21 protein-coding genes are annotated in these 26159 nt (G+C 37.1%); 14 read left to right on the top strand and 7 right to left on the bottom strand.

What is annotated here, in order from left to right; translation table 11 throughout:
- Positions 1-236 precede the first annotated feature (236 nt).
- On the top strand, positions 237-1862 hold the full coding sequence (gene pruA, locus BXY75_RS12500) for an L-glutamate gamma-semialdehyde dehydrogenase (protein WP_121908100.1): 1626 nt from the start codon (positions 237-239) through the stop codon (positions 1860-1862).
- Between the two features lie 74 nt (positions 1863-1936).
- Here the strand turns inward: pruA and BXY75_RS12495 are convergent, their stop codons facing one another.
- Positions 1937-2992 (bottom strand): Omp28-related outer membrane protein, encoded by a 1056-nt coding sequence (locus BXY75_RS12495; RefSeq protein WP_121908099.1) that lies wholly within the window; start codon positions 2990-2992, stop codon positions 1937-1939.
- 146 nt (positions 2993-3138) lie between these two features.
- Here BXY75_RS12495 and BXY75_RS12490 point away from each other — a divergent pair, with 146 nt between their 5' ends.
- Together BXY75_RS12490 and BXY75_RS12485 are read left to right on the top strand one after the other, a co-directional pair.
- Complete coding sequence (locus BXY75_RS12490) at positions 3139-3621, top strand: TlpA family protein disulfide reductase (protein WP_121908098.1); 483 nt, start codon at positions 3139-3141, stop codon at positions 3619-3621.
- 32 nt (positions 3622-3653) lie between these two features.
- Positions 3654-5300 (top strand): DUF6029 family protein, encoded by a 1647-nt coding sequence (locus BXY75_RS12485; RefSeq protein WP_121908097.1) that lies wholly within the window; start codon positions 3654-3656, stop codon positions 5298-5300.
- A 490-nt stretch (positions 5301-5790) separates the two neighbouring features.
- Here the strand turns inward: BXY75_RS12485 and BXY75_RS12480 are convergent, their stop codons facing one another.
- The gene (locus BXY75_RS12480; protein ID WP_121908096.1) at positions 5791-6516 is read right to left on the bottom strand and encodes a T9SS type A sorting domain-containing protein; all 726 of its coding nucleotides are present in this window, start codon (positions 6514-6516) and stop codon (positions 5791-5793) included.
- A 264-nt stretch (positions 6517-6780) separates the two neighbouring features.
- Between BXY75_RS12480 and BXY75_RS12475 the strand changes: the two genes are divergently transcribed.
- Both BXY75_RS12475 and BXY75_RS12470 read left to right on the top strand, forming a co-directional pair.
- Positions 6781-8469, top strand: a complete 1689-nt coding sequence (locus BXY75_RS12475) for a T9SS type A sorting domain-containing protein (protein ID WP_121908095.1) — start codon at positions 6781-6783, stop codon at positions 8467-8469.
- A gap of 207 nt (positions 8470-8676) precedes the next feature.
- Entirely contained in the window at positions 8677-10365 is a 1689-nt protein-coding gene (locus BXY75_RS12470) for a T9SS type A sorting domain-containing protein (RefSeq protein ID WP_121908431.1), read from the top strand.
- Positions 10366-10432: 67 nt separating this feature from the next.
- Here BXY75_RS12470 and rsmG read toward each other — a convergent pair whose 3' ends face one another.
- Entirely contained in the window at positions 10433-11062 is a 630-nt protein-coding gene (gene rsmG / locus BXY75_RS12465) for a 16S rRNA (guanine(527)-N(7))-methyltransferase RsmG (protein WP_121908094.1), read from the bottom strand.
- A 122-nt stretch (positions 11063-11184) separates the two neighbouring features.
- Between rsmG and BXY75_RS12460 the strand changes: the two genes are divergently transcribed.
- Genes BXY75_RS12460 through purT form a run of 3 tightly spaced genes read left to right on the top strand, consistent with a single transcriptional unit; the run spans position 11185 to position 14658 of the window.
- A complete protein-coding gene (locus BXY75_RS12460) occupies positions 11185-12288 on the top strand; it encodes a fatty acid desaturase family protein (protein WP_121908093.1) in 1104 nt (367 codons plus the stop codon).
- 5 nt (positions 12289-12293) lie between these two features.
- Positions 12294-13484, top strand: a complete 1191-nt coding sequence (locus tag BXY75_RS12455) for a pyridoxal phosphate-dependent aminotransferase (protein WP_121908092.1) — start codon at positions 12294-12296, stop codon at positions 13482-13484.
- A gap of 10 nt (positions 13485-13494) precedes the next feature.
- Positions 13495-14658, top strand: coding sequence for a formate-dependent phosphoribosylglycinamide formyltransferase (gene purT, locus BXY75_RS12450; protein WP_121908091.1), 1164 nt, complete (start codon positions 13495-13497; stop codon positions 14656-14658).
- A 34-nt stretch (positions 14659-14692) separates the two neighbouring features.
- On the opposite strand, the gene BXY75_RS12445 is transcribed toward purT, so the two are convergent.
- Both BXY75_RS12445 and trkA read right to left on the bottom strand, forming a co-directional pair.
- The gene (locus tag BXY75_RS12445) at positions 14693-16198 is read right to left on the bottom strand and encodes a TrkH family potassium uptake protein (protein WP_121908090.1); all 1506 of its coding nucleotides are present in this window, start codon (positions 16196-16198) and stop codon (positions 14693-14695) included.
- Positions 16198-17547: a Trk system potassium transporter TrkA gene (gene trkA, locus BXY75_RS12440; protein WP_121908089.1), complete on the bottom strand. Its 1350-nt coding sequence runs from the start codon at positions 17545-17547 to the stop codon at positions 16198-16200. Before trkA ends, BXY75_RS12445 begins: the two co-directional genes overlap by 1 nt.
- A gap of 135 nt (positions 17548-17682) precedes the next feature.
- Between trkA and ubiE the strand changes: the two genes are divergently transcribed.
- Together ubiE and porT are read left to right on the top strand one after the other, a co-directional pair.
- On the top strand, positions 17683-18414 hold the full coding sequence (gene ubiE, locus BXY75_RS12435) for a bifunctional demethylmenaquinone methyltransferase/2-methoxy-6-polyprenyl-1,4-benzoquinol methylase UbiE (protein ID WP_121908088.1): 732 nt from the start codon (positions 17683-17685) through the stop codon (positions 18412-18414).
- 2 nt (positions 18415-18416) lie between these two features.
- The gene (porT, locus tag BXY75_RS12430; protein ID WP_121908087.1) at positions 18417-19124 is read left to right on the top strand and encodes a type IX secretion/gliding motility protein PorT/SprT; all 708 of its coding nucleotides are present in this window, start codon (positions 18417-18419) and stop codon (positions 19122-19124) included.
- A 1-nt stretch (position 19125) separates the two neighbouring features.
- Here porT and BXY75_RS12425 read toward each other — a convergent pair whose 3' ends face one another.
- Positions 19126-19842: a TrmH family RNA methyltransferase gene (locus BXY75_RS12425; protein WP_211331822.1), complete on the bottom strand. Its 717-nt coding sequence runs from the start codon at positions 19840-19842 to the stop codon at positions 19126-19128.
- Between the two features lie 35 nt (positions 19843-19877).
- Between BXY75_RS12425 and tamL the strand changes: the two genes are divergently transcribed.
- The 3 genes from tamL to accD all read left to right on the top strand — a co-directional run bounded on the left by tamL (position 19878) and on the right by accD (position 24690).
- Positions 19878-22469 carry a translocation and assembly module lipoprotein TamL gene (tamL, locus tag BXY75_RS12420; protein ID WP_121908085.1) on the top strand — a complete coding sequence of 864 codons (2592 nt, stop codon included), beginning with the start codon at positions 19878-19880 and terminating at the stop codon, positions 22467-22469.
- 160 nt (positions 22470-22629) lie between these two features.
- A complete protein-coding gene (gene fbaA, locus BXY75_RS12415) occupies positions 22630-23697 on the top strand; it encodes a class II fructose-bisphosphate aldolase (RefSeq protein ID WP_121908084.1) in 1068 nt (355 codons plus the stop codon).
- A gap of 126 nt (positions 23698-23823) precedes the next feature.
- Positions 23824-24690, top strand: a complete 867-nt coding sequence (gene accD / locus BXY75_RS12410; RefSeq protein ID WP_121908083.1) for an acetyl-CoA carboxylase, carboxyltransferase subunit beta — start codon at positions 23824-23826, stop codon at positions 24688-24690.
- A 69-nt stretch (positions 24691-24759) separates the two neighbouring features.
- Here the strand turns inward: accD and BXY75_RS12405 are convergent, their stop codons facing one another.
- Positions 24760-25590: a hypothetical protein gene (locus BXY75_RS12405; RefSeq protein ID WP_121908082.1), complete on the bottom strand. Its 831-nt coding sequence runs from the start codon at positions 25588-25590 to the stop codon at positions 24760-24762.
- A gap of 178 nt (positions 25591-25768) precedes the next feature.
- On the opposite strand from BXY75_RS12405, the gene rpsO reads away from it, so the two are divergent.
- Entirely contained in the window at positions 25769-26038 is a 270-nt protein-coding gene (gene rpsO, locus BXY75_RS12400; protein ID WP_121908081.1) for a 30S ribosomal protein S15, read from the top strand.
- The last annotated feature ends 121 nt before the right edge of the window (positions 26039-26159 follow it).

The following is a 26159-nucleotide window of genomic DNA, read 5'->3' as shown; positions in this document are numbered from 1 at the left end:
CTTACGAAAGAATGTTCAATATTCAATGTTCAATTCTAAAACTCTATCAGTTCAAGTAATTTTGTGGAGTGAAAACGAATTTTCCTGAAGTTTAGTGAATATTGAGAATCCAGTACCATCTAAAAATGATTTCAACCTCAAAGAACTTAGCATTCGTTTTTTCCGATTCGGAACATGTGTTTTGAAGTCCTGAAATTTGTACCTTTGCAGCTTAATTAAATCAAAGAAATAAAGAGATGGGAAAAGGATTTTTTGAAGTGCCAATTGCCGTTAACGAACCTGTTAAAGACTATGCTCCCGGTTCGCCGGAAAGAGCAGCAGTTTCTGCGGCTTATATAAAAATGTACAATAGCAAAGTTGAAGTGCCATTATACATAAACGGTAAAAACGTGAAAACAGGAGATACTGCGACTATGTCACCTCCTCACGATCATAAACACATTTTAGGAACCTATCATAGAGCCGATAAGAAGAATATTAAGGATGCTATTTCCACGGCTTTGGATGCTCGTAAAAATTGGGCAGAAATGCCATGGGAACAACGAGCAGCTATTTTTCTACGTGCTGCCGAATTAATCGCCGGACCGTATCGTGCAAAAATTAATGCAGCAACCATGTTGGGGCAATCTAAAAATATCTATCAGGCAGAAATAGATGCTTCTTGTGAGTTGATCGATTTTTTACGATTCAATGTTCAGTACATGACTGAAATCTACGCAGAACAACCGGAATCTACTTCTTCAACCTGGAATCGATTAGAATATCGACCACTAGAAGGTTTTGTATATGCCATTACACCTTTCAATTTTACTGCAATCGCGGCTAATTTACCTGCCAGTGCTGCACTGATGGGAAATGTGGTTGTTTGGAAACCAAGTGACAGCCAGATGTATTCTGCTAAAATTATCTTAGATATTTTTAAAGAAGCAGGCGTACCGGCAGGTGTAATAAATATGGTAATGGGTGACCCGGTTATGATTACCGACACCGTTTTAGCGAGTCCCGATTTTAGTGGAATTCACTTTACCGGTTCTACGCATGTCTTCAAGGATATCTGGCAAAAAATTGGAACGAATATTCACAACTATAAGACTTATCCGCGAATTGTTGGTGAAACCGGAGGGAAAGACTTTATTGTCGCACATAAATCGTCAAATCCGAAACAGGTAGCAACAGCGATGATACGTGGAGCTTTTGAATTTCAAGGACAGAAATGTAGTGCTGCGAGTAGATGTTATATTTCAAAAAGTATTTGGAAAGCTGTGGAAAAAGAATTGATTGCTGAAATGGCTACTCTTAAAATGGGATCGCCAGAAGATATGAGTAATTTTATTACAGCAGTGATTCATGAAGGCTCATTCGATAAATTAGCCAAATTCATTGATAAGGCTAAGAAAGATAAGAAAGCAAAAATTATTGCGGGTGGAAAGTACGATAAAAGTGAAGGTTACTTTATTGAGCCCACCGTTATTGTTACTGAGGACCCGAAATACACAACCATGTGTACCGAGTTATTCGGCCCTGTTTTAACGGTATATGTATTTGAAGATAAAGACTGGCTTAAAACCCTTACGTTAGTTGACGAAACAAGTGAGTATGCACTTACTGGCGCTGTTTTCAGCGAAGATCGTTATGCGTTGGAGGTTGCCATAAAGGCGCTTCAGAATGCGGCAGGAAACTTCTATGTTAACGATAAACCAACAGGAGCAGTTGTTGGACAGCAACCATTTGGAGGTGCTCGTGCTAGTGGTACAAATGATAAGGCAGGAAGTAAACTGAATTTATACCGATGGATTTCTCCAAGGATGATTAAAGAAACCTTTGTAACTCCAACAGATTACAGATATCCTTTCTTAGGATAATCTTTCCGAAGTAAAAATAAAAAACCCGAAACAAAATTGCTTCGGGTTTTTTCGTTTGTATGAATTAGTGATTGTTACTGATATTCTTGATCTACATTAATATGTGCGGTCTGAGCATTTCTTGCATTATTATCTACATCAACAATCATAGCGACTAGCTCAAGGTTATTGGTATCATAATCTTCAGGGATTTCGGCGGCAAACGTCATACCTATTTCTTCTAAAGGTCCGGCTGCACCAATAGTATTCCCTAGTGTTTGCGTTAAGGATTGTCTCAACACTTCGTTATGCTCAAATTCCAGGATTGGATTTCCCAACTGGTAGTATGGACTTGACGGATCATCGTTGTAATAATTTGTTTGTTTGTATATGATTCCATTTTCTATTAGATAAAGCACTAATTTATCTCCAGCCTGTGTACCTGTTTCAAAAACCATATCAACTTTTACCGTAAGGGTAGTTCCGGCTAGTTCAGAAACGATTCCTATTGCCAGATTGGTATCTTGCCCTGCCATAGCTACAATATCATTAGAAGTATAAGGGCTTACCCAAGGAACAGTTCTATTAATTCTAGCTCTTGGCAAACCACCAATATTGAATGCATTCCTTAAAATTGGAAATTCATTGTAGTGATATGGGTCCGGGCTACTGTTTGCAGTTTCGTGAATTGCAACAATAGCAAGATGTTCTGTAAGTTCATGTGTATCTATTATGGCCGCTGCAACACTAGGGCAGAAACCACACCAGGTACCTGTATAATCTTCAATTACTACTTTTCTCTTCGGAATAATAACCTTAAAAGGTTCCACGTTGGTTGTTATTTCTACACCATTTTCGGTATAAACACCATATACTTCGAAATCACCAATAACGTCTGAAGAAAAATTACTTCCGGTAATCTCAACTCCATCCACAAAAAATGTTGTGATATCTGTCACATCATCTCCATTTTCATTTAAAATTCTAAAAGGAATGTCCTGATTTCTCAAGGAAGCCTTTCTCACGATTTTCTCAACCGTAATTTGAGCAGTAGGACCTGTAAGGGGTACATTTTCTTCAGATTTACTACATGATACTAGAAAAATTAGCGTCAATGCTAATAGAATTTTTGGTATGTTTTTTGTTTTCATAGTTATATTATGAATTTATATTATACAATAATACTAGTTTTTTATCATAGTTTTTCTATAGGATAATAGAAAATGAAATGTAGTATTATAAATTTATTTTATGAATTTTATTACCTATTATTGCTTAATAATTAAAACTTCTCAAGATGAAAAAAATTGTATTTCTTTTATGTTTGTTCCTGACATTCAACGCTTTTGCTCAAGACGAACTACCTAATGTAGATTTAACTACAACCGAAGGTGAGACCATTAATATACAGGATGCAGCCGATAGTGAGAATATTGTCATCGTATCGCTTTGGGCTACATGGTGTGTTCCTTGTCTGAAGGAATTGGATGCAATTAGTGAAGTTTGGGAAGAATGGCAGGAGGAAACAAATGTAGAATTAATAGCGGTTTCTGTGGATGACAGTAGAACAGTAAAGCGTGTAAAACCATTAATTAATGGTAAAGGATGGGACTACACCATACTTCTTGATAGTAATAACGACCTAAAGCGAGCTTTGGGTGCTTCTACAGTTCCTTTAACTCTTTTAGTAAAAAACGGTAAAATTATGCATCGACATTCTGGTTATAGTCCGGGAGCCGAATTTGAACTTTACGAGAAAATTAAAGAACTAGCAGATTAAATTTCTTTTTAATAACACAACCAACCTTTTTAATGAAATATTTATTTTTAAGTGTCGCAATATTGTGCAGTGGATTTCTTATTGCTCAAGACAACGGAAATTTCTTTGGTGGATTTGAGTCAAATTCGCAATGGCTTTTAGCAGATGACGGAATTAATTTTCCGGCTCCCGAAGATCAATTTAGAGCTAACAATTATTTTCAACTAAATTTCAACCTCGGTAATTTTACTGCGGGTGCACAGTATGAATCCTACCTACCTACATCACTATTGGGTTATGCGCCTATCTATGATGGAAACAATGGAATTGGAACCTACTATCTGAATTTTAAAAATGAAACCATCGATATTACCGGAGGTTTTTTTTATGAGCAATTTGGAAGTGGACTAATCCTTCGCGCATGGGAAGATAGACAACTAGGTATCAACAATGCTTTAAGAGGAATACGCTTTAATTTTAAAGCTACCGAATACTTGGACTTAACAGGAGTCTTTGGACAGCAACGAAATGGTTTTGAAGTGTCTCAAGGTGCCATTCAAGGTATTAATGCAGAACTAGATCTTAGTACAGCGCTTGACATTGAGGCGGTAAATCTAAAAGTAGGTGCCAGCTACGTAGGACGAAATCAAGATAATGGAACAAACGACACCATACCCACTACGGTGAACGCATATGCGGGAAGACTTGATATGGTTGTAGGGAACTTTTTTACTGGTATTGAAGTAATTACCAAAGACCCGGATATCATTGCCAATGACGAGATAGTCTCATCAAACAAGTTATACGACGGTACGGCTATGCTTGTCAATGCAGGTTATGCTCAAAAAGGTTTGGGATTAAACGCAACCTTCAGACGTCTCGAGAATTTTAGTTTTTATAGTGACCGATTGGCGGAAGGAAATACTTTCAATCAACAAATTTTGAATTATGTACCCGCATTAACAAAACAGCAGGATTATTTGTTGACCAATATTTATGTGTATAATTCACAGCCTCGTTTGGTTATTGAGACTTTTAACAAGCAATCGGGTGAAGTTGGAACCCAGCTGGATGGTTATTATTCGGCTCCAAGTGATAGTTTCCTCGGAAAGCTAAAAACTAAAATAGCGGCAAACTTCTCTTACTACAACGGTTTGGACGCAGAATACAATGTTGAGAATCGATGGTATGAAGCCAAGTTTATTGGAACTGGCCCTCGTCTTTACAGAGACTGGAGTGCAGAAGTTAAAAACAAATGGGGGAAACAATTGAATACAATTTTAACCTTCCAGGATATTATTATTGATAAAGGAGTTTCTCAAGGTGGACCAATTGGCACACAGGGTGATATTAAAGCGCAAATCCTGGTTGGTGAAGGAACTTACCGTATAAAGGGCAGTCAGTCTGTTAGAATGGTGCTACAACATATGTGGAGTAAGCAAGACAGAAAGAACTGGGCAGCTGGAGTATTGGAATACAACTTTAACTCTAGACTAGGCCTTTACATTGCCGACTCTTATAATTATGGCGGTGAAGGTAAAATTCACTATTACAATATGGGAGGTAGTTATTCGAAAGGCAGAACACGTTTAGGAATGAACTACGGAAGACAAAGAGGAGGATTAATATGTGTTGGAGGTGTATGTCGATTTGTACCAGAAAATACAGGAGTAAGCGCTAATTTAACGGTGAACTTCTAAAGCATAGAAATATACAATTTAAATAAGGTCGTCTGAAAGCAATTTCAGGCGATCTTTATGTTTACACTAAAGTTGTTTCAATCGTAGGCTTTGCAATTTAGTACTCATGTATTATCAATTACAATTCCTTCCGAAGAGAAACGAAATGAAGAAGAATGAGATATGAGATATGAGATATGAGATAAAAGTAAATATTCTAGTGTCACTTCGAGTGATTTTAATGACCACCAGGGAATAAAAGCTTTATCGAGAAGAAGAGGAAAGAGGAAAGTGGAAAGTGGAAAGTGGAAAGTGGAAAGTGGAAAGTGGAAAGTGGAATAAGATATGAGATAAAGAAAGGATCTAGTGTCAATTCGAGTGATTTCGATATGACTAAAAGGAATTTAGAAATTGTATCGAGAAGAAGGATCTAATGTCAATTTCTACCTACTAAAACAAAAAAAAACGCCCTGATATCCTCAGGGCGTTTTTAATTTATATAGAAGTAAAATTACTTTACAACAACTTTTTGTGTATGAGATAATCCGCGGTTATTGTCAAATTGTAAAATATACATTTGAGCAGAAAGATCAGACATGTTGATAGATGTTCTACCAGCATTCAAGTTTTCGTTTTTAACTATTCTACCTTGAAGGTCATAAACCTTAAGATTTACATCTTCAGCTACATCCACTGTTAATTCATTAGTGATTGTAGTATTGAAAATATTAACATCCAATGCTTCAAAATCATTCAAACTCAATAAAGGATCGTAATAATAAGTCAAACGTAGTTCTTCACCAATATCGTTACCAGCAGCATCAGATAAATAAAATCTGAAGTTATACTCTAAAACATCTGATCCGTTACCGGCAAAAGAATTATAGAAGTGATTTCCTTGTGGTGTTGTACCTCCTACCGGAATTGCTATAAATTCTGGTGCAGCAGGAACAGATTGTCCAATTGAAAGATTAGAAAGACATTCGCCAAAGCAAAGTTCAAATCCTGTACCATCGGCATTAACAGCACTTTCCAACTCAATTCGCATATATATTTCAGCACTCGTAGTGTTAGTTACGAAGAAATCTAAAGAGGCTTCCGGATAAGTTAAAACTCCGTAAGTAACTTCATGTCCGTCAAGTATTGCACCCCCATCACCATCAACAACCGTATACGACTGAGCAAGCATAGAAAAAGAAGCGAATAACACACTAAGTAAAAGTAATTTCTGTTTCATGTTTATTGTTTTTTATAATTAGGAATACAAAAATACAAAACCTAAGACAAACAATAGTAGGACTTTACGAAAAAAATTTATTACACTTAATTAATTCGAACCCATTCCTTTACACGATTGAGATGCAAATATTCCATCGGTTTAGTAGGGAAAACCCATCATGATTAATTTCACAATTTTTCTAAAACATTAGGCTAATGATTGCCACAAAAAAGGTATATTTGTTTACTATAAAAGTATTTAAGAACTTAAAATCAACTTGTTATGACAAAAAAAATATCCCTTTTTCTGGGAGTAATGTTACTTAGTTTTGGAGCTATTGCTCAAACTATTGTTTCTACTTCTCCAGAAAACAAAAAAGTGATTCTGGAAGAATTTACTGGAATTCATTGTGTATTCTGCCCAGACGGTCATGCTATCGCACAAGCGATTAAAGATGCAAATCCAGACAACGCCTTTCTTATTAACATCCACGTTGGTAGTTACGCAAACCCTAATACTGGCGAACCAGATTTCAGAACTCCTTATGGGACTGCTATTGTTGGCCAAACCGGGCTTGTTGGATATCCGGCAGCAACTGTTAACCGATTAAACTTTCCTGGTTATGAGCAAGGATCTTCTGGATCTACTGCAATGAGTAGAAACCGTTGGACTGCTGCTTCTAATCAAACCTTGGCTGTAGGTTCTTATGCAAACGTTGGAGTTGAAGCGTCTATCAACGTTCAAACCAACATGCTTACTGTTCACGTTGAAGGATATTATACCGGATCTAGCCCGGAAGCAACAAACTTGTTAAATGTTGCTTTGCTTCAGAATAACACTTTAGGACCACAAACTGGTGGGAATTCCGGAAATGAATATAATCACCAACACAGATTAGTAGAAATGATCACTGGTCAATGGGGTGCGGATATTAATACGACTACTACAGGTACATTTGTAGACGAAACATACACTTATCCTATTCCTTTAGATTACAATGGTGTACCGGTAGATCTTATTGACTTGGAAGTTGTTGCATTTATTTCTGAAACACATCAAAAAGTTGTTAGTGGTAGTGGTACTCTTCCAACTTTTACAGGTATTACCATTGCAAATGATGCAAGTTTAGAATCGATTGAAGATTTTGACGTTGATTGTTTCACTATGGTTGAGCCAGTAATTGAAATTAAAAACTTAGGGAATGACCCGATCACTAATTTAGATATTGAATATTCTATAAACGGGGGTACTCCTGCAGTATACAACTGGACGGGAGAGATTCTATCTTACTATACTGAAGAAATAACCCTTCCTGGTTTAACTTATACTCCGGAAGTTTCGAACATTTTAAATGTTACAATTCCGAATGATGATAACAATTCTAACAATAGTGGAGATGTTACATTCCGAAGTGCTTCAGACACATCTGGTTCTATAACTATGGTGTTGAACACAGATGGTGCTGGTGCAGATTGTACGTATACTATACAAGATCCAACTGGTACTGTTGTATCTTCTGGTGGACCTTATGATAATAATGTTACCATTGAAAGAACCTATAATTTTGGGCTCGGATGTTACTATACATTCACTTTGATCGATGCAGCCGGAAATGGTGGAACTACTCTTACATTGACTGACGAAACAGGAAACCAGTTTTTTGAAACAGATGGATCGTTTACTAATGAAGCGGTTTCTGAGTTTTCATCTACTGGAGCATTAGGAGTTGATGACAACGCTCTTCAAGGAGTGAAGATCTACCCTAACCCGGTTACTTCAGTACTTAACATACAAAATGCTGAAAAAGCTTCAATCGTAGTTTTCAATATGCTTGGACAAACATTGTTAAGCAAAAGCGATATTTCAATGAATGAACAAATTGAAGTTTCACAGTTTTCTGCTGGAACTTACTTTGTAAAAATCATAGATGGAAATGCCGTTAAAACTGCTAAATTTATAGTGGCCGAATAAGTAGAAGGTTACAACAATTTTATTAAGACCCCAATAACAACTATTACTTGTTATTGGGGTCTGTTTTTTTTTAAAATCTATAGGAATAGTAGGCTATACAAGAAGTTTTAGAAAAACTTTTTTATTCAGAACAAAAAGCTATATTTGCTTCTAAACAAACCGATTACAGATATAAAAACAAATCAATTAATCCTAAAAAACAACTCTATGTTTACAAAATCAACCTCACTTTTAGCATTTGTTTTACTAGCGTTTACCTCTATTGGACAGACGATAGTTTCTACAACTCCTGAAAACAAAAAAGTGGTTCTTGAAGAATTCACTGGTATTCATTGTGTATTCTGTCCAGATGGTCATGCCATTGCACAATCAATAAAAGACGCAGACCCTGAAAATGTATTTCTTGTCAATATTCATGTTGGTAGTTATGCAAACCCTGGAAGTGGTGAACCTGATTTCAGAACTCCTTATGGAACGGCCATTGTAAATCAAACCGGACTTGTAGGATATCCTGGAGGAACCGTTAACCGAATGAATTTCCCTGGTTATGAGCAAGGAACTGCTGGAACTACTGCGATGAGTAGAAACCGATGGGCTGCTGCATCTAATCAAACCAAAAACCAAGCTTCATACGTAAACATTGGTGTTGAAGCAACAATCGATGTTCAAACTAGTGAACTAATTGTACATATGGAAGGATACTATACTGGAGATAGCCCGGAAGGAACAAACCTTTTAAATATCGCATTACTTCAGAATAATACATTAGGACCACAAACCGGAGGTAACTCAGGTAACGAATACAATCACCAACACAGATTGGTTGAAATGTTAACCGGTCAATGGGGAATGGATATCCTAACTACAACTACTGGAACATTGGTAGACGAAACTATTACCTATACTATTCCAGCAGATTACAATGGAGTTCCTGTTGTTTTAGCAGACCTTGAAGTTGTTGCTTTCATTACTGAAACTCATCAAGCAATTGCTAGTGGAAATGGTGCTAAACCAACATATACCGGTATTACAATAGCTAACGATGCTGCATTAACCGATATCGATGATATTTCTGATGACTGTAATTCTGCTTTTGCAGATGTTGCGCCAACAGTTGCAGTTGAAAATTTAGGAGCCGATACAATTACAGCATTGACAATAGAATATTCTGTAAACGGAGGTGATGTCCACACTTATGAGTGGACAGGAAGTATTCCTACCTATCATGAAGTAACAATTGAACTTCCTGAGATTAATTATCCGGTACAAGCAGAGAATGAATTGAGCGTTACCATACCAGATGACGAAAACAATACAAACAACGTCATTGCTACTGATTTTAGAGCATTAAATGCAACTACTACAGTACATATGGAATTACACACCGACGGTTATGGGAGTGAAGTGAGTTGGAATGTTAAAGATTATTCTGGAGCCACTGTTTATAACGGAGGACCTTACGGTAATAATCAAACGATCAATGAAACTTTCGAATTAGCTTCAGATTGCTACACTTTTAATATTATCGATTCTTACGGTGATGGTGGTGGTTCTGTTGAATTAACAGACGACAATTCACTACAGGTTTTTTATACCGACGGGACTTACGGTTCTGGAGATTCTCAAAATTTCTCTACCGATGGTTTCTTAGGAACCAATACTGCTGAGTTGGAAGGTGTAAATATCTATCCAAATCCAGCAACAACTATATTGAATATCGTAAATGCTGAAAACTCTTCGATTGAAGTATACAACATGCTTGGTCAGGTTTTATATACGAAAAGCAATATTTCATTGAACGAACAGGTAACTGTTTCTCAACTTACAGCCGGAACCTACTTTGTAAAGATTACCAATGGTAATGCTGTTAAAACAACTAAATTCATAAAGAACTAAGATTTTTAATAGCAAATAAAAACTCCCGTCAATAATTTTTGGCGGGAGTTTTTTTATTCTGAAAAAATTAAGGTTTGTACTTCAGAGGCAAATGAACCACACTTTTAGTTTCAAAAAAATCCTCTTTATAATAATCCTGAAGCTTATAAATAGTTGCCTTTGGGTAGTTGGCTAATTCATCTTTTAAATCTCCTCCTTTTAAATACAGGATTCCGTTTTTAAGCTCATGCTTTTGACGCTTAGCAACCCTCCCTTTCACCCAATGTACAAAGGTTTCCATTTGAGCTACTGCTCTGCTCACTATAAAATCGTATTGATCTGTTACAGTTTCTACCCTTGCATTAGTCACTTTTACATTGGTAAGTTCTAAGGCACCGGATACTTCTTCAACAACCTTTATTTTCTTCCCAATGCTATCGACCAAATGAAAATTAGTTTCAGGATATAATATAGCCAATGGTATTCCCGGGAAACCACCTCCGGTCCCAACATCCAAAACCTTCGAGCCAGGTAGAAATTCCTGAACTTTAGCAATCCCAAGAGAGTGCAATACATGACGTAGATACAGTTCTTCTATGTCTTTTCGGGAAACGACGTTGATCTTAAGATTCCAGTCTTTGTATAATTCAGAAAGTCTTCCAAACTGATCTAACTGATTCTCAGAAAGATGTGGGAAATATTTTAAAAGTAGCTCCATAGTTAATTTTCAGTCACAAAAGTAAGTTAACTTATGTAAATTTATGATATCAATTAACTGATTTAGATATTAGATCCGTATTTTTGCATTTTGAGAGGAAATTTCCTCATAAAACCACTACAGTGATAAAAAAGCAAATTACTTTTTCGAGGGTAGATTCTGCCAAATTCTTTAGAACGCTAAATAAACGCGTTAATACATACTTTAAGGAGAATGATATTTCCAGAAGCGGCAATTGGAAACTGCACCTAAAAACGGTGATCATGTTTTCGATCTATCTTACCCCATATTTCCTATTATTAACCTTGGATCTTCCGGGATGGGCACAAATACTTTCAACAATCGCGATGGGTATTGGTATGGCCGGAATTGGAATGAATGTAATGCACGATGCAAATCACGGGGCTTATTCATCTAAAAAATGGATCAATAAAGTATTGGGAAGCAGTATATATATTTTGGCTGGTAATGCCTATAACTGGAAAGTACAGCATAATGTACTGCACCATACTTATACAAATATTCATGGTCATGATGAAGATCTTGAGGCCGGAAGAGTACTTCGATTCTCAAAACACGCTAAATGGTATCGTTTTCATAAATTTCAACATTATTACGGTGTTTTTCTTTATGGACTTCTAACTTTCAATTGGGCACTTACTACCGATTTTCAACAAACATATCGCTATTTAAAGCGTAAATTGTCTTTTGGAAAATTCCCTAAGCCATCTACGCAATGGAGTATCTTAATTATAACCAAGATCATCTATTTCTCAATTTGGATCGTTGTACCATTGTTGTTTTTTAATATTGTTTGGTGGAAAATTTTACTTGGATTCTTCATTATGCACTATGTGGCAGGAATGATATTAAGTGTTGTTTTTCAATTGGCACATGTTGTGGAAGAAGCAGACATGTTATTACCGGATCCTTCAGGAACCATGAAAAATACATGGGCCATTCATCAACTATACACTACTGTTAACTTTTCAACCAAGAATAGAATCATGAATTGGTTTACAGGAGGTTTAAATCACCAGGTAGAGCATCATATATTCCCACATATTAGCCACGTTCATTATACAAAAATTTCAAAAATCGTAAAAGAAACGGCCGCGGAATTTAATTTACCGTATCATGAATTCAAGACCACAAGAAAAGCTCTTATAGCACATTTTAAACACTTGCGAGAAATGGGATTAAATCCCGCCTCATTACCAGCGTAAAACCTATGAATTCTAAACTTTCCAACAGAGTCAATGAAATGGCGACTTCTGCCACACTTGCAATGGCAGCCAAGACCAGAGAATTAAAAGAACAAGGAATAGATATCATTGGACTTAGTCTAGGTGAACCCGATTTCACTATTCCGGAGTTTGTAAAACAAGCCGCAATTCAAGCGGTCGAAGACAACTATCATGCGTATACACCCGTCGATGGTTACGGCGAACTGAAGCAGGCAATCATAACAAAATTTAAAAGGGATAATAATCTTACATATTCTCCTTCACAAATCGTCGTATCTACAGGTGCTAAACAATCTTTAGCTAATCTTGCGATGGTGTTGCTTAATGAAGGTGACGAAGTATTATTACCAGCTCCTTACTGGGTAAGCTACGGTGATATTAGTAAATTAGCAGGAGGAGTTCCTGTTGAAATAAAATCGTCTATTGAAAATGATTTTAAAATAACTGCAGCCGATCTAGAAGCTGCGATTACTCCAAAAACGAAAATGATGATCTACAGTTCACCTTGTAATCCGAGTGGTTCGGTTTATAGTAAGGAAGAGCTTAGGGCCTTAGCAGATGTTCTCGTAAAATATCCTGATATTATTGTAATTAGTGATGAAATCTATGAACATATTAATTTCGTTGGTAAGCATACTTCTATTGCTGAATTCGATGATATGTATGATCGTACAGTTGTGGTAAATGGTGTGTCTAAAGCCTATTCTATGACCGGATGGCGAATAGGATATATTGGAGGCCCCGATTGGATTGCACGTGCATGTAACAAGATGCAAGGACAGATTACCAGCGGAGCTAACTGTATTGCACAGCGTGCTACGATTACGGCACTCGAAAATCCGCCGTCGAAAATTCAGTTTATGGTCGATGCTTTTAAGGAACGACGTACATTAATCCTGAATTTATTGTCAGAAATTCCCGGAATAAAGACTAATGAACCTGAAGGTGCTTTTTATGTTTTTCCAGATATCTCTTCTTACTTCGGAAAGACCCTTAAAGGAATGAAAATAGCAAATGCTTCCGATTTTTCTTTATTTCTATTGGAAAAGGCGAATGTTGCTACCGTTACCGGTGAAGCCTTCGGTGATCCAAATTGCATTCGTATTTCGTATGCAGCTTCCGAAGCGAACATTAAAGAAGCTCTAAAACGTATCAAGGAAGCCCTTACAAGCTAGACGGAAGCACATGGCAAAAATTCTACTTTTAGGAAGCGGTGAACTTGGAAAAGAATTTGTCATTGCAGCACAACGTTTGGGACAAACCGTTATAGCAGTCGACAGCTACGAAAATGCGCCTGCCATGTCTGTTGCTCACGAATCTGAAATAATCAACATGCTGGACGGCGATGCTTTGGATGCACTTGTAGCCAAACATCAGCCTGACTATATTGTTCCTGAAATCGAAGCCATTCGTACAGAACGTTTTTACGAGTACGAAAAGCAAGGCTATACAGTGATTCCTTCAGCAAGAGCTGCTAATTTCACGATGAACAGGAAGGCGATAAGAGATCTGGCTTCCAAAGAATTAGGTCTCAAAACACCAAAATACGCATACGCAACCTCAGCCGAGAGCCTTAGAAAATCAGTTTCGGAAATAGGCATGCCCTGTGTTGTAAAACCACTCATGTCCTCTAGTGGGAAAGGACAGAGTACCATTAAAACCGAAGCAGATATCGAAAAGGCATGGAGCTACTCTCAAGATGGGTCCCGTGGTGATGTTGCAGAAGTGATAGTAGAAGCCTTCGTGGACTTCAATTATGAAATTACCTTACTTACAGTTACTCAGCGTAATGGTAAAACCTTGTTTTGCCCACCTATTGGTCATCGCCAGGAACGAGGCGATTATCAGGAAAGTTGGCAACCCACTGCCATGTTAGAAGAGCATCTAAAAACTGCTCGCCAAATGGCAGATAAAGTGACCTCATCGCTTACAGGTGCAGGGATTTGGGGTGTAGAGTTTTTTATAGCAGACGATGGAGTATATTTTTCTGAATTGTCTCCCAGACCTCACGACACCGGAATGGTTACTTTGGCTAACACTCAGAATTTTAACGAATTTGAATTGCATTTGAGAGCAATTATCGGATTGCCTATTCCTGAAATCACCTTAGAACGAATAGGTGCCAGTGCTGTTATTTTAGCTTCGGAAACTGGTGCAAATCCAAGTTACGAAGGATTAGAATTTCTTGCTGAAGCCACCAAAACAGATTTCAGAATTTTCGGTAAGCCGAGTACGCGACCCTTCCGAAGAATGGGAGTTGTAGTTACATATGACGTTCTAGATGGAGACATTTCCGAAGTGACAAAAAAAGCAAAGGAGCTAGCAGGAAAAGTAAAAATTAAGAGCTAATGTATTTGGCGATCTAATGCCAAGCTTAGTTTTTCTATCTGTTCCTCCAGAAAAATGGAGTAAAAAGAATCAATACAGTAAAAAGTTCCAAACGACCAATTAGCATTAAGAATGACGCCCACCATTTGGCAGCCGCCGGAAGATTACCGTAATTCTCAACAGGTCCCAGATCACCAAGTGCTGGTCCCACGTTTCCAAGCGTTGATGCGGCTCCTCCTAATGCAGTTTCGAAATCAAGTCCGAGCCACGAAAACACTAACGTTCCAATGATAAATGAGAGCATATACAGTATAAAGAATCCCAGGATATTAAAAACAATAGGTTGTGGAACAGCTTTTTTGTTATAGCGTGCCGGTAATATAGCATGTGGATGCAAAGTTCGTTTAAATTCAAGTAGCCCGTTTCGAATCATTATTAAATGCCGCATCACTTTAATTCCACCTGATGTAGAACCTGCTGAACCTCCCAAAAACATTAAACCAAAAAAGAAAATAGTTAAAAATGGGGTCCATAATGTATAATCTGCCGACACAAAACCAGTGGTTGTAACAATTGCTAACACTTGAAACAATCCATGGCGAAAAGCACTTTCAAACTCTCCCCATACCATTGGATGTGCTATTGATGAAATGGAAACATCGGCCCTGAAATAAATAAGCAAGGCCGCTATCGCTGTGAAAAGAAAGATGAAAAACGAATACGCTTTAAACTCTTCATCGTTAAATATCTTACTGAATTTGCCCTTGAAAGCAAAATAACTCAATACAAAATTAGTCCCGGCAAGGAACATAAAAACAATCACAATATATTGGATAATAGGCTGGTCATTCCAATAAGCCATACTAGCATTCTTGGTAGAAAAACCACCCGTACTCAATGTACTTAGAGAGTGATTGATCGCATCAAAAAAGCTCATTCCGGCGATCTTTAATAAGATCGTTTCGGCTATTGTATACCCTACATAAATTAACCATAATCGCTTTGCAGTGTCGGTAATTCTAGGGTGTAATTTATCTCCTCCCGGTCCAGGTGCTTCAGCAGCAAATAATTGCATCCCTCCTATTCCTAATAATGGCAAAATGGCGATAGCGAGTACTATAATTCCCATTCCTCCTATCCAATGTGTGATACTTCTCCAAAATAAAACTCCTTTTGGAATACTTTCAATGTCACTTAAAATACTTGCCCCGGTCGTGGTATATCCACTCATAGTTTCAAAAAATGCATTTGTAAAACTAGGGATAGCTCCTGTAAAAATATATGGAAGTGTACCCACCAATGACATAAATATCCAGCCAAAGGTTACGATCATATATCCTTCTCGTTTCTCAATTTCCTTTCTGTGATTTTTAGTAAGAAACATGATTACTCCTCCTATCATAGATCCAACAATTCCTGCTAGAAACATTTCCATGACAACACCATCTGCATACAAATAACTGACTAATGCAGCGATGAGAATAAAACCACCATTCACTACCAGTAGCAGCCCCATTAAATGAAAAATGATTTTTATATTAAGCTTGGACAGGGCTCGCATTAGACGAAAAGTTTTTCGACTTTACTAATAGATTGTGGAAGACAACATACAACGATACGATCTCCGGCTCGGATAACGAAATCTCCTAAAGCGATTAAACCTTCGTTATTTCGAATTACCCCTCCAATAATAGCCGATCTTGGAAAGTCGAGATCTTTTACCAGCTTATTACATACTCTCGAAGATGGAGACACAATAAATTCAAGCAATTCGGCATTCATGTTATTCAGCTTGGTCATAGCAACGACCTCTCCTTTTCGAACGTATCTAAAAATATTATTCGCTGCAAGTAACTTTTTATTAATCAAAGTATCAATTCCAATAGAATGCGATAACTGAAAATAATCCATATTCTCTACCAGTGCTATAGTCTTACGTACCCCTTTTGACTTAGCCACCAGACAGGACATGATATTTGTCTCGCTATTACCCGTAACTGCGATAAAGGCATCCATATCACTTATAGATTCTTCCTTCAGCAACTCCACATTTCTTCCATCTCCGTTGATCACTAAACAGCTTGGGATATCATCTGCTAATTCAAATGCTTTTTCTTTATTGCTCTCAATGAGTTTCACATTATACTTTTCTCCGCAAAGATCTTTGGCCGTTTTATAACCAATTTTGCTTCCACCAAGAATCATCACATTTCGGATGTCCTCATGAGCTTTACCTGTGAGCTTATAAATTTCATCTACTCCATTTGGTGTCGTCACAAAATACACCTGATCTCCTTCTTTAAATTGGGTATCACCCCTTGGTATTAATGTATATTGGGTTCCAAAGCGTTGAATAGCAATAGGAACACAATTTACCTCTGGAAATGCGATTCCTACTTCTTTCACCGTACGTCCTACAAAGGAAGCTGTACGAGAAAGCACAAGGCCAATCATGGTAAGGGCACCATTTTCAAATTGATAGGATTCATTGAAAGCACTCTGACTCAACAATAATTCTATTTCATCAGCGGCAAGCGATTCTGGAGAGATCAATTCATCGATTCCAAATTTAGTAAAACCTACCTCCTCTTTTTTGTCGATAAATTCAGTATTTGAAATACGTGCAACGGTTCTTTTGGCACCAAGTTGTTTTGCCAAAACACAAACCGTAATATTGGTTGTTTCGCTGGAGGTAACGGCTACTACAAGATCAGTCCCATCAACTTTCGAGTCTTTTAAAACCGAAATGGATGTAGCATCACCTCTAACAACCCGTATGTCCAAATGTGAATCTGCATGAGCAAGGGATTCCCTGTTAGTATCAATTAAAGTGATATCCTGAGATTCAAACGAAAGGAGCTTTGCAAGATGAAATCCTACCTCACCAGCTCCGGCAATAATAATTTTCATATAAGTAGTTACGAAAAATGTAGGGCAAAGGTATCGAATTTAAAATATATTGTCATTGCATCATACATTAATCTATTTTAATTCTAATCCTCAATTCACTAGCAAAAAATATGTAGCTTTGCATCCGCTAAATTTATGGAAAAAAAAGTCACACCTTATAAAGACTCCTCCCTGAACAAAAAGAAACAGGTAGAGCAGATGTTCGATACCATTTCCGGAAATTACGACGGCCTTAATCGTGTAATATCTCTTGGCTCCGATATTAAATGGCGCAAGAAGGTTATTAAGATGGTGGCCGCTACAAATCCAGAAAGCATTTTAGACATTGCAACAGGAACGGGAGATCTGGCAATTAAGTTCGCTACTAACTCTTCGGCATCCAGAATTGTAGGTCTTGATCTTTCTGAAGGAATGCTTTCGGTAGCTAAAAAGAAGGTAGCAGATACCAAACTAGCAAATAAGATTGAATTTATACAAGGTGATTCTGAAGCATTGCCTTTTAAAGAAAATAGTTTCGATGCTATTACCGTTTCTTTTGGAATTCGAAATTTTGAAGATCTTGAAAAAGGCCTTTCAGAAATAAAAAGAGTTCTAAAACCCGGCGGATTATTTGTAATACTTGAAACTTCAGTACCTACAAAAACACCTTTCAAACAAGGTTATTACTTTTACACTAAACAGATATTACCACTAATTGGGAAGGTCTTCTCTAAAGACAAGGTTGCTTATAGCTATTTATGCGAAAGTGCTTCTATTTTTCCTTATGGTGAAAAACTCAACAATATTTTGAGAAAAATTGGGTTTAATGAAGTGGAAAATAAACCTCAAACCTTTGGTGTTGCGACGATTTACACCGCGACTAAATAAATATGAAGAAATTACTTTTTGTACTGGCAGCCCTCTTGCTTTCGCAACATGCGGAGGCTCAATTATTTAGCAAAGAACGACTGGCCAATTTGGAAACTTTTGATAACCGTTTTCTTACATGGGGTTACTTTCTAGGTTTCAATAATTATGATTTTAACTTCGATTATATTGAAGAGAAGGAAAATGAACAAACTGACGTAAATGTCGAATCCCAGTCAGGATTTAACGTTGGTCTTGTAGGTGATATGCGTATTAATAAATATATCAATTTACGCCTGGAACCTGGACTCTACTTCACGCAACGAAATTTAATGTTCACCAATTTTGAAGACGATAAAGATCGATTAAGGGATGTAAAATCGACTTATATACATATCCCATTGTTGCTCAAGATTTCAACCAAACGACTGAACAATATTAAACCTTTTATTGTGGGAGGAATCTCGACTTCCATCAACCTTTCCAGTAACGAAAACAACCCGGACGATAATAAACAGGGGGAATTTAGAACAACTAATAACACCAGCTATTACGAGCTTGGTCTAGGTGTTGATTTTTATTTGTATTACTTTAAATTTACACCATCTATTCGAGGAGTATTCGCTACGAGCGATGAATTAGTACAAGACGCTGACCCAAACAGTCCGTGGACCAGTAATATTTCAAAAATGTCCAGTCGGGGAGTTTTTGTAAACTTTACTTTTCAATAAATTATCTTCGGAATTCGCTTAATAATATTGCAGTAGCGGTAGCCACATTAAGGCTTTCAGTCTTTTGTACTTTGCCAAACTGCGGAATGGTAATCTTATGTGAAAGAAGTGCGATAAGCTCATCAGATATTCCATTGGCTTCATTACCCATAATTACAATTGCATTTTCTGGAGTTTCTTCGGAATAAATATTATTTCCATTTAAAACACCACCATAAACCGGTAACTGCATGTTTTTAATATATTCTGAAAGATCTGTGTATTGAATATGCACTCTGGCAATAGACCCCATACTTGCCTGCACCACCTTTGGATTATAACAGTCTGCAGTATCCTTAGAACAAACCAATTGTTCTACTCCAAACCAGTCGCAGAGCCGAATAATGGTTCCTAAATTCCCCGGGTCGCGAATAGCATCTAACGCTAGTATCAAACCTTCAGAAGTAGTAGCCCTAGGTTTCGGAATTTCAAAAACTGCCAACAAACCGTTTGCCTTCTTTAACGCACTTAATTTCTGAAGTTCCCTTTCCGTCACCATCGAAAACTTTTCCGAAGCATCCATAAAAGAAGAAGTTCCAAAAACCGAATGTAAATTCAGTCCTTCTTCCATCAGTTCTGTTATAAGCTTTTGACCTTCAGCAATAAAAAGTCCGTTGGTATCGCGATACTTTTTTTGCTGTAAACTTGTTATTAGTTTTATTTGACTTTTGCTAACCAAAATATAGTATTTTTGAACTGATTAAAAGCATATTCTTGATCCAAAACCTCACAAAAATATCATTTATTTTAGGAATAATCACCCTACTGGCTTCTTGCAACGCGGTAAAAAGAGTGCCAGAATCGAGGTTTTTATTAACCAACAACACTATCGTGGTAGATGGAGCGGAAATAAAGGATGCAGGAGTATTTAGTCAATTATACCAAAAACCCAATCCGAAGATTCCTTTAGTAAGCATTCCGTTAGGGCTTCATATATATAATCTTGCCGATCCTGATCCGGATAGCACCTTTCTCAATTGGCTTCATCGAAATCCGAAGAGAGAAGATAGACTTATTCGTTTTCTTTCAGAAAAGCAAGTTGTCGAAATGGGAAATAGCTACATAGGTTTAAACAAATGGCTTGAAAAATCGGGAGATGCTCCGGTGGTAATCGACGATGCAAGAACGAAGAAGTCTTTAGAACGAATTAAACAATGGTATGCCAAACGGGGTTGGTTCAATACCGAAGGTGATTTTGGTGTGCGCGTTGATTCTTCAAAAAAGAAACGGGCAGCGGTGAGTTATCAAATAAAGCGCTTCAGACCTTATTTTGTAGATTCCATTCAGGAAAAAATAGGATCACCAGTGGTTGATTCCTTGTTTCAAGCCAGCAAAAAAAACACTTTTATCAAACCGGGAAAGCAATATGCTGCCGCCGATTTTAATAATGAAAGAGACCGACTCACTATCCTTTTTCGCAATTCGGGACTTTATCACTTCGATCAAGATTATATTGGATTTGAAGCAGACACCGTGAACACCGGTCACATGGTAAACGTAACCTATTTAATCCCAAACCGAAAATTGACAGAAGGAGACTCTACCTCCACTACCCCATTTAAAGTGCATAAAATAAGTGATGTGCGAATTGTAACCGACTATTCATTTGCCAATAGAGATAAAAAATATACAGACTCGGCCACCTATAATGGATATACACTCTTTAGCTATGATAAGTTAAGATTCAAACCAAAAGCTATTACCAATGCTATAACGATAACTCCTAATAATATTTTTAAGGATATTGACAGAACGCTCACTTATAGTCAGATAAGTAATCTTCGTATTTTTAAGTATCCCAACATAAGTTATCAGGAAGATCCGCGGGATTCCACAGGTACAGACTTGATCGCTACCATTTTACTAAACCCTAGAAAAAAGGCAACCTTTGAAGCCGATTTTGACACTTACACTTCTACTATTCAACAATTGGGTATTGGATTTAGGGGGTCGTTGATTCTTAGAAACATTTTTAGAAGAGCTGAGATCCTTGAAATTTCTGGTCGTGGAAGTATTGGATCTTCGAAAGATGCGGGCGATAACGAAAGCTTTTTTAATATATCTGATATTGGAGGTGATATAAAACTGTCTTTTCCCAGGATCGTGTTTCCCTTTAACACTTCCAAATTAATCCCAAAATATATGTCACCTTCTACTATTATGAGTTTGGGTGCCAACGCACAAAACAACATTGGTCTGGATCGCCAAAATATCAACGCTATCTTTAGTTATCGATGGAAGCCATCAAAGATCAGGACCAATAATGTGGATCTTATGAATGTGCAGTATGTAAGAAATCTAAATACCGGGAATTATTTTAATGTATATCAAAATTCTTTTGATCAGTTAAACGCAGTTGCCCAAGATCTTGAAGCAGCTTCTCCGGGTAGTGTAAATCCGAATTATTACCAGTTAGATGCTAATAATGACCTCCGACTCACAATTCCGGAAGGTGCCAATAGTTTTATAGCGGATGTCATTGGCGATTCTGTGACCGGAGCAATGTCAGGTTCAGATAACTTTGTCCTTGTTAGCAACCTCTCGGAACGTAAAACAAGACTTACCGAAGACAATTTAATTTTCGCTTCAAATTACACTTGGACACGGGATACGAGAGACAATATATTCGATAATAGTTTTTCACGATTTCGATGGAAAATAGAGAGTGCCGGGAATTTACTCGCAGGAATTTCAAATATTGCCGGTTTAAAGAAAAACAACAATAACAATTATGAAACTCTTGGTGTTGCCTTTTCTCAATACGTAAAGTTTGAAGGTGATTATATTAAACACTGGGAACTCAATGACAAAAACATTTTTGCGATCCGAGCATTTGGCGGTATCGCCATTCCATATGGAAATAGCACCAGCATTCCATTTACTAGAAGCTATTTCGCCGGAGGTGCCAATGACAATAGAGGTTGGCGCGCCTACGACCTTGGTCCCGGAAGTAGCGGTAGTATTGATGAGTTTAATGAAGCTAATTTCAAAATTGCGTTAAACGCCGAATATAGATTTACAATTTTAGGCGATTTTAAAGGTGCATTCTTCCTCGATGCAGGAAACATTTGGAATGTCATGGATAATATTGATGACGAGGCTTCTAAATTTAACGGTTTGGCCGATCTTCAGGAAATGGCCTTGGCTTCAGGTTTAGGACTTAGATATGACTTTGGATTTTTTGTATTTAGGTTCGATGTAGGATTTAAAACCTACAATCCTGCCTTAGCAGAAGGTGAACGCTGGTTTAAGCAATATAATTTCTCAAATGCGGTGTATAACATAGGAATCAACTATCCCTTTTAAACCGTTTAAATTTGTTATTTTTGCAGTCACATTACAATTTAATGTATTGAATCTTGAATTGTTTTGTTGCTTAAAACTATATCAATATAAAGCCTTTTTACTATGGTTTCGGCACCATTGAAACCTTTGTAAAATCTGACTTAACAAACATACCTTACATATGAGTCATACAATAAAGCCTGGAGTAGCTACCGGAAAAGAAATTCAGAAAATACATCGATATGCAAAGGACAAGGGATTTGCCATGCCTGCAGTAAATGTTACAGGAAATAATACTGTGAATGCTGTTATGGAAACGGCAGCTGCTTTAAACGCACCTGTTATCATCCAATTCTCTAATGGCGGGGCACATTTCAATGCCGGAAAAGGACTCTCGAATGAAAACGAAAGAGCCGCAATCGCAGGAGGAATCGCTGGTGCCAAACATGTACATCAATTAGCCGAAGTATATGGCGCGACTGTTATTCTTCATACAGACCATTGTGCCAAAAAATTACTGCCTTGGATAGACGGATTATTAGATGCAGGAGAAAAGCATTTCAAAGAGACCGGAAAACCTTTATATAGTTCTCACATGATAGATCTTTCCGAAGAGCCTATTAAAGAAAATATTGAGATCTGTAAAAAGTATCTCGAAAGAATGAGCAAAATTGGAATGACGCTCGAGATCGAATTGGGAATCACTGGAGGTGAAGAAGATGGTGTGGATAATACAGATGTTGATTCGTCAAAATTGTATACTCAGCCAGAGGAAGTTGCCTATGCATACGAGGAACTTTCTAAGATAAGTGACCAGTTTACGATTGCTGCTGCCTTCGGAAATGTTCACGGAGTATACAAACCCGGAAATGTGAAATTAACGCCTGTTATTCTGAAAAATTCGCAAGAGTACGTTCAGAAAAAATACAATACGGGACACAATCCAATAGATTTTGTTTTTCACGGCGGAAGCGGATCTACCGTTGAAGAAATTCGCGAGGCCATTGGATATGGAGTGATTAAAATGAATATTGATACTGATCTGCAATTTGCATTTACTGAAGGAATTCGTGATTATGTGGTAAATAAAGTAGACTATTTAAAAACTCAAATTGGTAACCCGGAAGGGGGCGAACTACCAAATAAAAAGTATTATGACCCAAGAAAGTGGTTACGCGAAGGCGAATTAACTTTTAAGAAACGCTTAGAAAAGGCCTTTAAAGACCTTAATAATGTAAATACACTTTAGTAATCTAGAATTTAGAATTACGAATTCGGTATTATCATTGAAAATATTATCGGCGATAAAACAACCAGAATTCAAAACCCTGCTTATCGGCAGACGGGTTTGAATTCATAATTCATAAGTAAAAATATGCCTTGGTTTAAAAGAACAAAAAAAGGAATTCAAACTCCTACCGAAGATAAAAAAGATGTCCCAAAAGGATTGTGGTATAAATCTCCTACTGGAAAAGTAGTAGATTCTGAACAGCTTGAAAAAAACTTCTATGTAAGTCCGGAAGACGGATATCATGTACGTATTGGAAGTAAAGAATATTTTGAGATACTCTTTGATGACAACAAATTTAAAGAACTAGATAAAAATCTAAGTTCTAAAGATCCTTTAAAATTTGAAGACAATAAAAAATATGTAGATCGCTTAAAAGAAGCTACCGAAAAAACCGGTTTAAAGGATGCTGTTCGTTGTGCTGTTGGAAAATCCATGGGTGAAAATATTGTCATTGCATGTATGGATTTTAGCTTTATTGGCGGATCCATGGGAAGTGTGGTAGGTGAAAAAATTGCACGTGCTGCAGACTACTCACTTAAGAAAAAAATACCATTGGTAATTATCTCCAAAAGTGGTGGTGCTCGTATGATGGAGGCCGCACTGTCTTTAATGCAACTCGCTAAGACAAGTGCAAAATTAGCACAATTGTCAGATGCTGGCATCCCGTATATTTCCTTAGCTACCGATCCAACAACTGGCGGAACAACAGCTTCTTTTGCTATGTTGGGAGATATAAATATAAGTGAACCGGGTGCATTGATCGGTTTCGCGGGACCGCGTGTAGTAAGAGATACCACTGGAAAAGAATTACCGGAAGGTTTCCAAACGGCCGAATTTTTATTGGAACACGGTTTCCTGGATTTTATAACGCATAGGAAAAATCTTAAACGAAAAATCAATCTATATCTTGACTTGGTGCTCAATCGTCCATTGAGAGAAAAAACGGCATAAAGTTGTTCCATTAAAAAAATCCATCAGTTTTTGACCGATGGATTTTTTTTGTTGTTTGATTGATTCGTACTAATTCCCCAGAACAATAGGAAAGTCATAACCGTTTATCGTTAAGGTCGCCATGTCATCGCATTCACCATTACCCCAATCAATTGCACCTGTAAATCCTTCTTGTTGAATTTCCAACACTCCACTTACTAAATAGAGACAATCGAGTTTTCTAACCAAGGTTTCGGTAACCTCACCAGTTCGTAGAAAACCGTTAGAAAACAAGGTATTCCAATTTCCGGTGATTTCATAAACATTATCAATCCATGTCCCAGTTCCAACACCTTCAGTCCATTCTATGGTTCTTGTACCATCTCTAGTTGCAGTGACAGTTGTGTTTGGAAAGCTAACAGTTATTGTTTCAACTACAGTCGATTGAGGGTTTCCATTCGAATTAGCAATCTGTCGTAATATCTCTCCTCCACCAGTCACTCCATTATTGTTATAGACATAGTCTTCGAATGTATAAGTAATCGTTCTACTACCTGATAAGATTGGACTATATTCTAAACGAATAATACCTGAAACTACAGCGCCATTATTTAACTGACAACCATCACCAAAATCTAAGACAATGGTTCCACCATTTCCATTTGTAGTAACCGTAATGGTAGTGCAATTTGGGAATAATGAAACAAGGTTTAATGGAGTTGTGGTGTTTTCGTCAAAACCTGCCTCCATGATATCGAAGGTTCCCTCGGCAACATTATCTGTTCGAGCAGCCTGTTTTGTTTCCTCTGCCGAGTAATTTATTTCTTCTTGAGGCGCATCATCTTTTTCCACACAACCGACGAAAAATATAGTCATAGTCATTAAAAGCAATAGCCGAATTCTTTTTTCAATGAATTTCATAAGTAATTGTTTATTTGTTAGATTGTTATAAATATGAAAACGCTAATTATTCTATTTCAGTATACTACAGAAAAAATTACCAAGATCATCTCGTACTATATTAAATAGATTTTGTACTTTTGCGCCTTGATTACCAAAGTGGTAGTCGGTACATAAAAATCATTTAAGTAATATTCGCATGTATTTAGCACCAGAAGAAAAAGAAAAAATCTTTGTAAAACACGGAAAATCAAAGTCTGATACCGGTTCTGCAGAGGGACAAATTGCATTGTTCACGTATCGTATCGAACATTTAACAAAGCACCTTAAAGCAAATCACAAAGATTACAACACAGAGCGTTCTTTGGTAATGTTGGTAGGTAAGCGTCGTTCTTTACTAGATTATCTAATAAAGAAAGATATCACAAGATATCGTGCCATCGTAAAAGAATTAAACTTACGTAAGTAATTTATAAAAGGGGGCTTGTATGAGCCCCCTTTATTTTTTTTAAGCTGAAGAGCTTTTTCATGACCCATATTCAATAGTTCTTCAAACAAAATATATAAACTGATAATTTTCACCCTTTGGG

It is taken from the genome of Ulvibacter antarcticus, from assembly GCF_003688405.1.
In the GTDB taxonomy this organism is placed as follows: Bacteria; Bacteroidota; Bacteroidia; order Flavobacteriales; family Flavobacteriaceae; genus Ulvibacter; species Ulvibacter antarcticus.
Note: the sequence above shows the minus strand (reverse complement) of the source record. Positions and strands in the feature narration are given on the sequence as shown.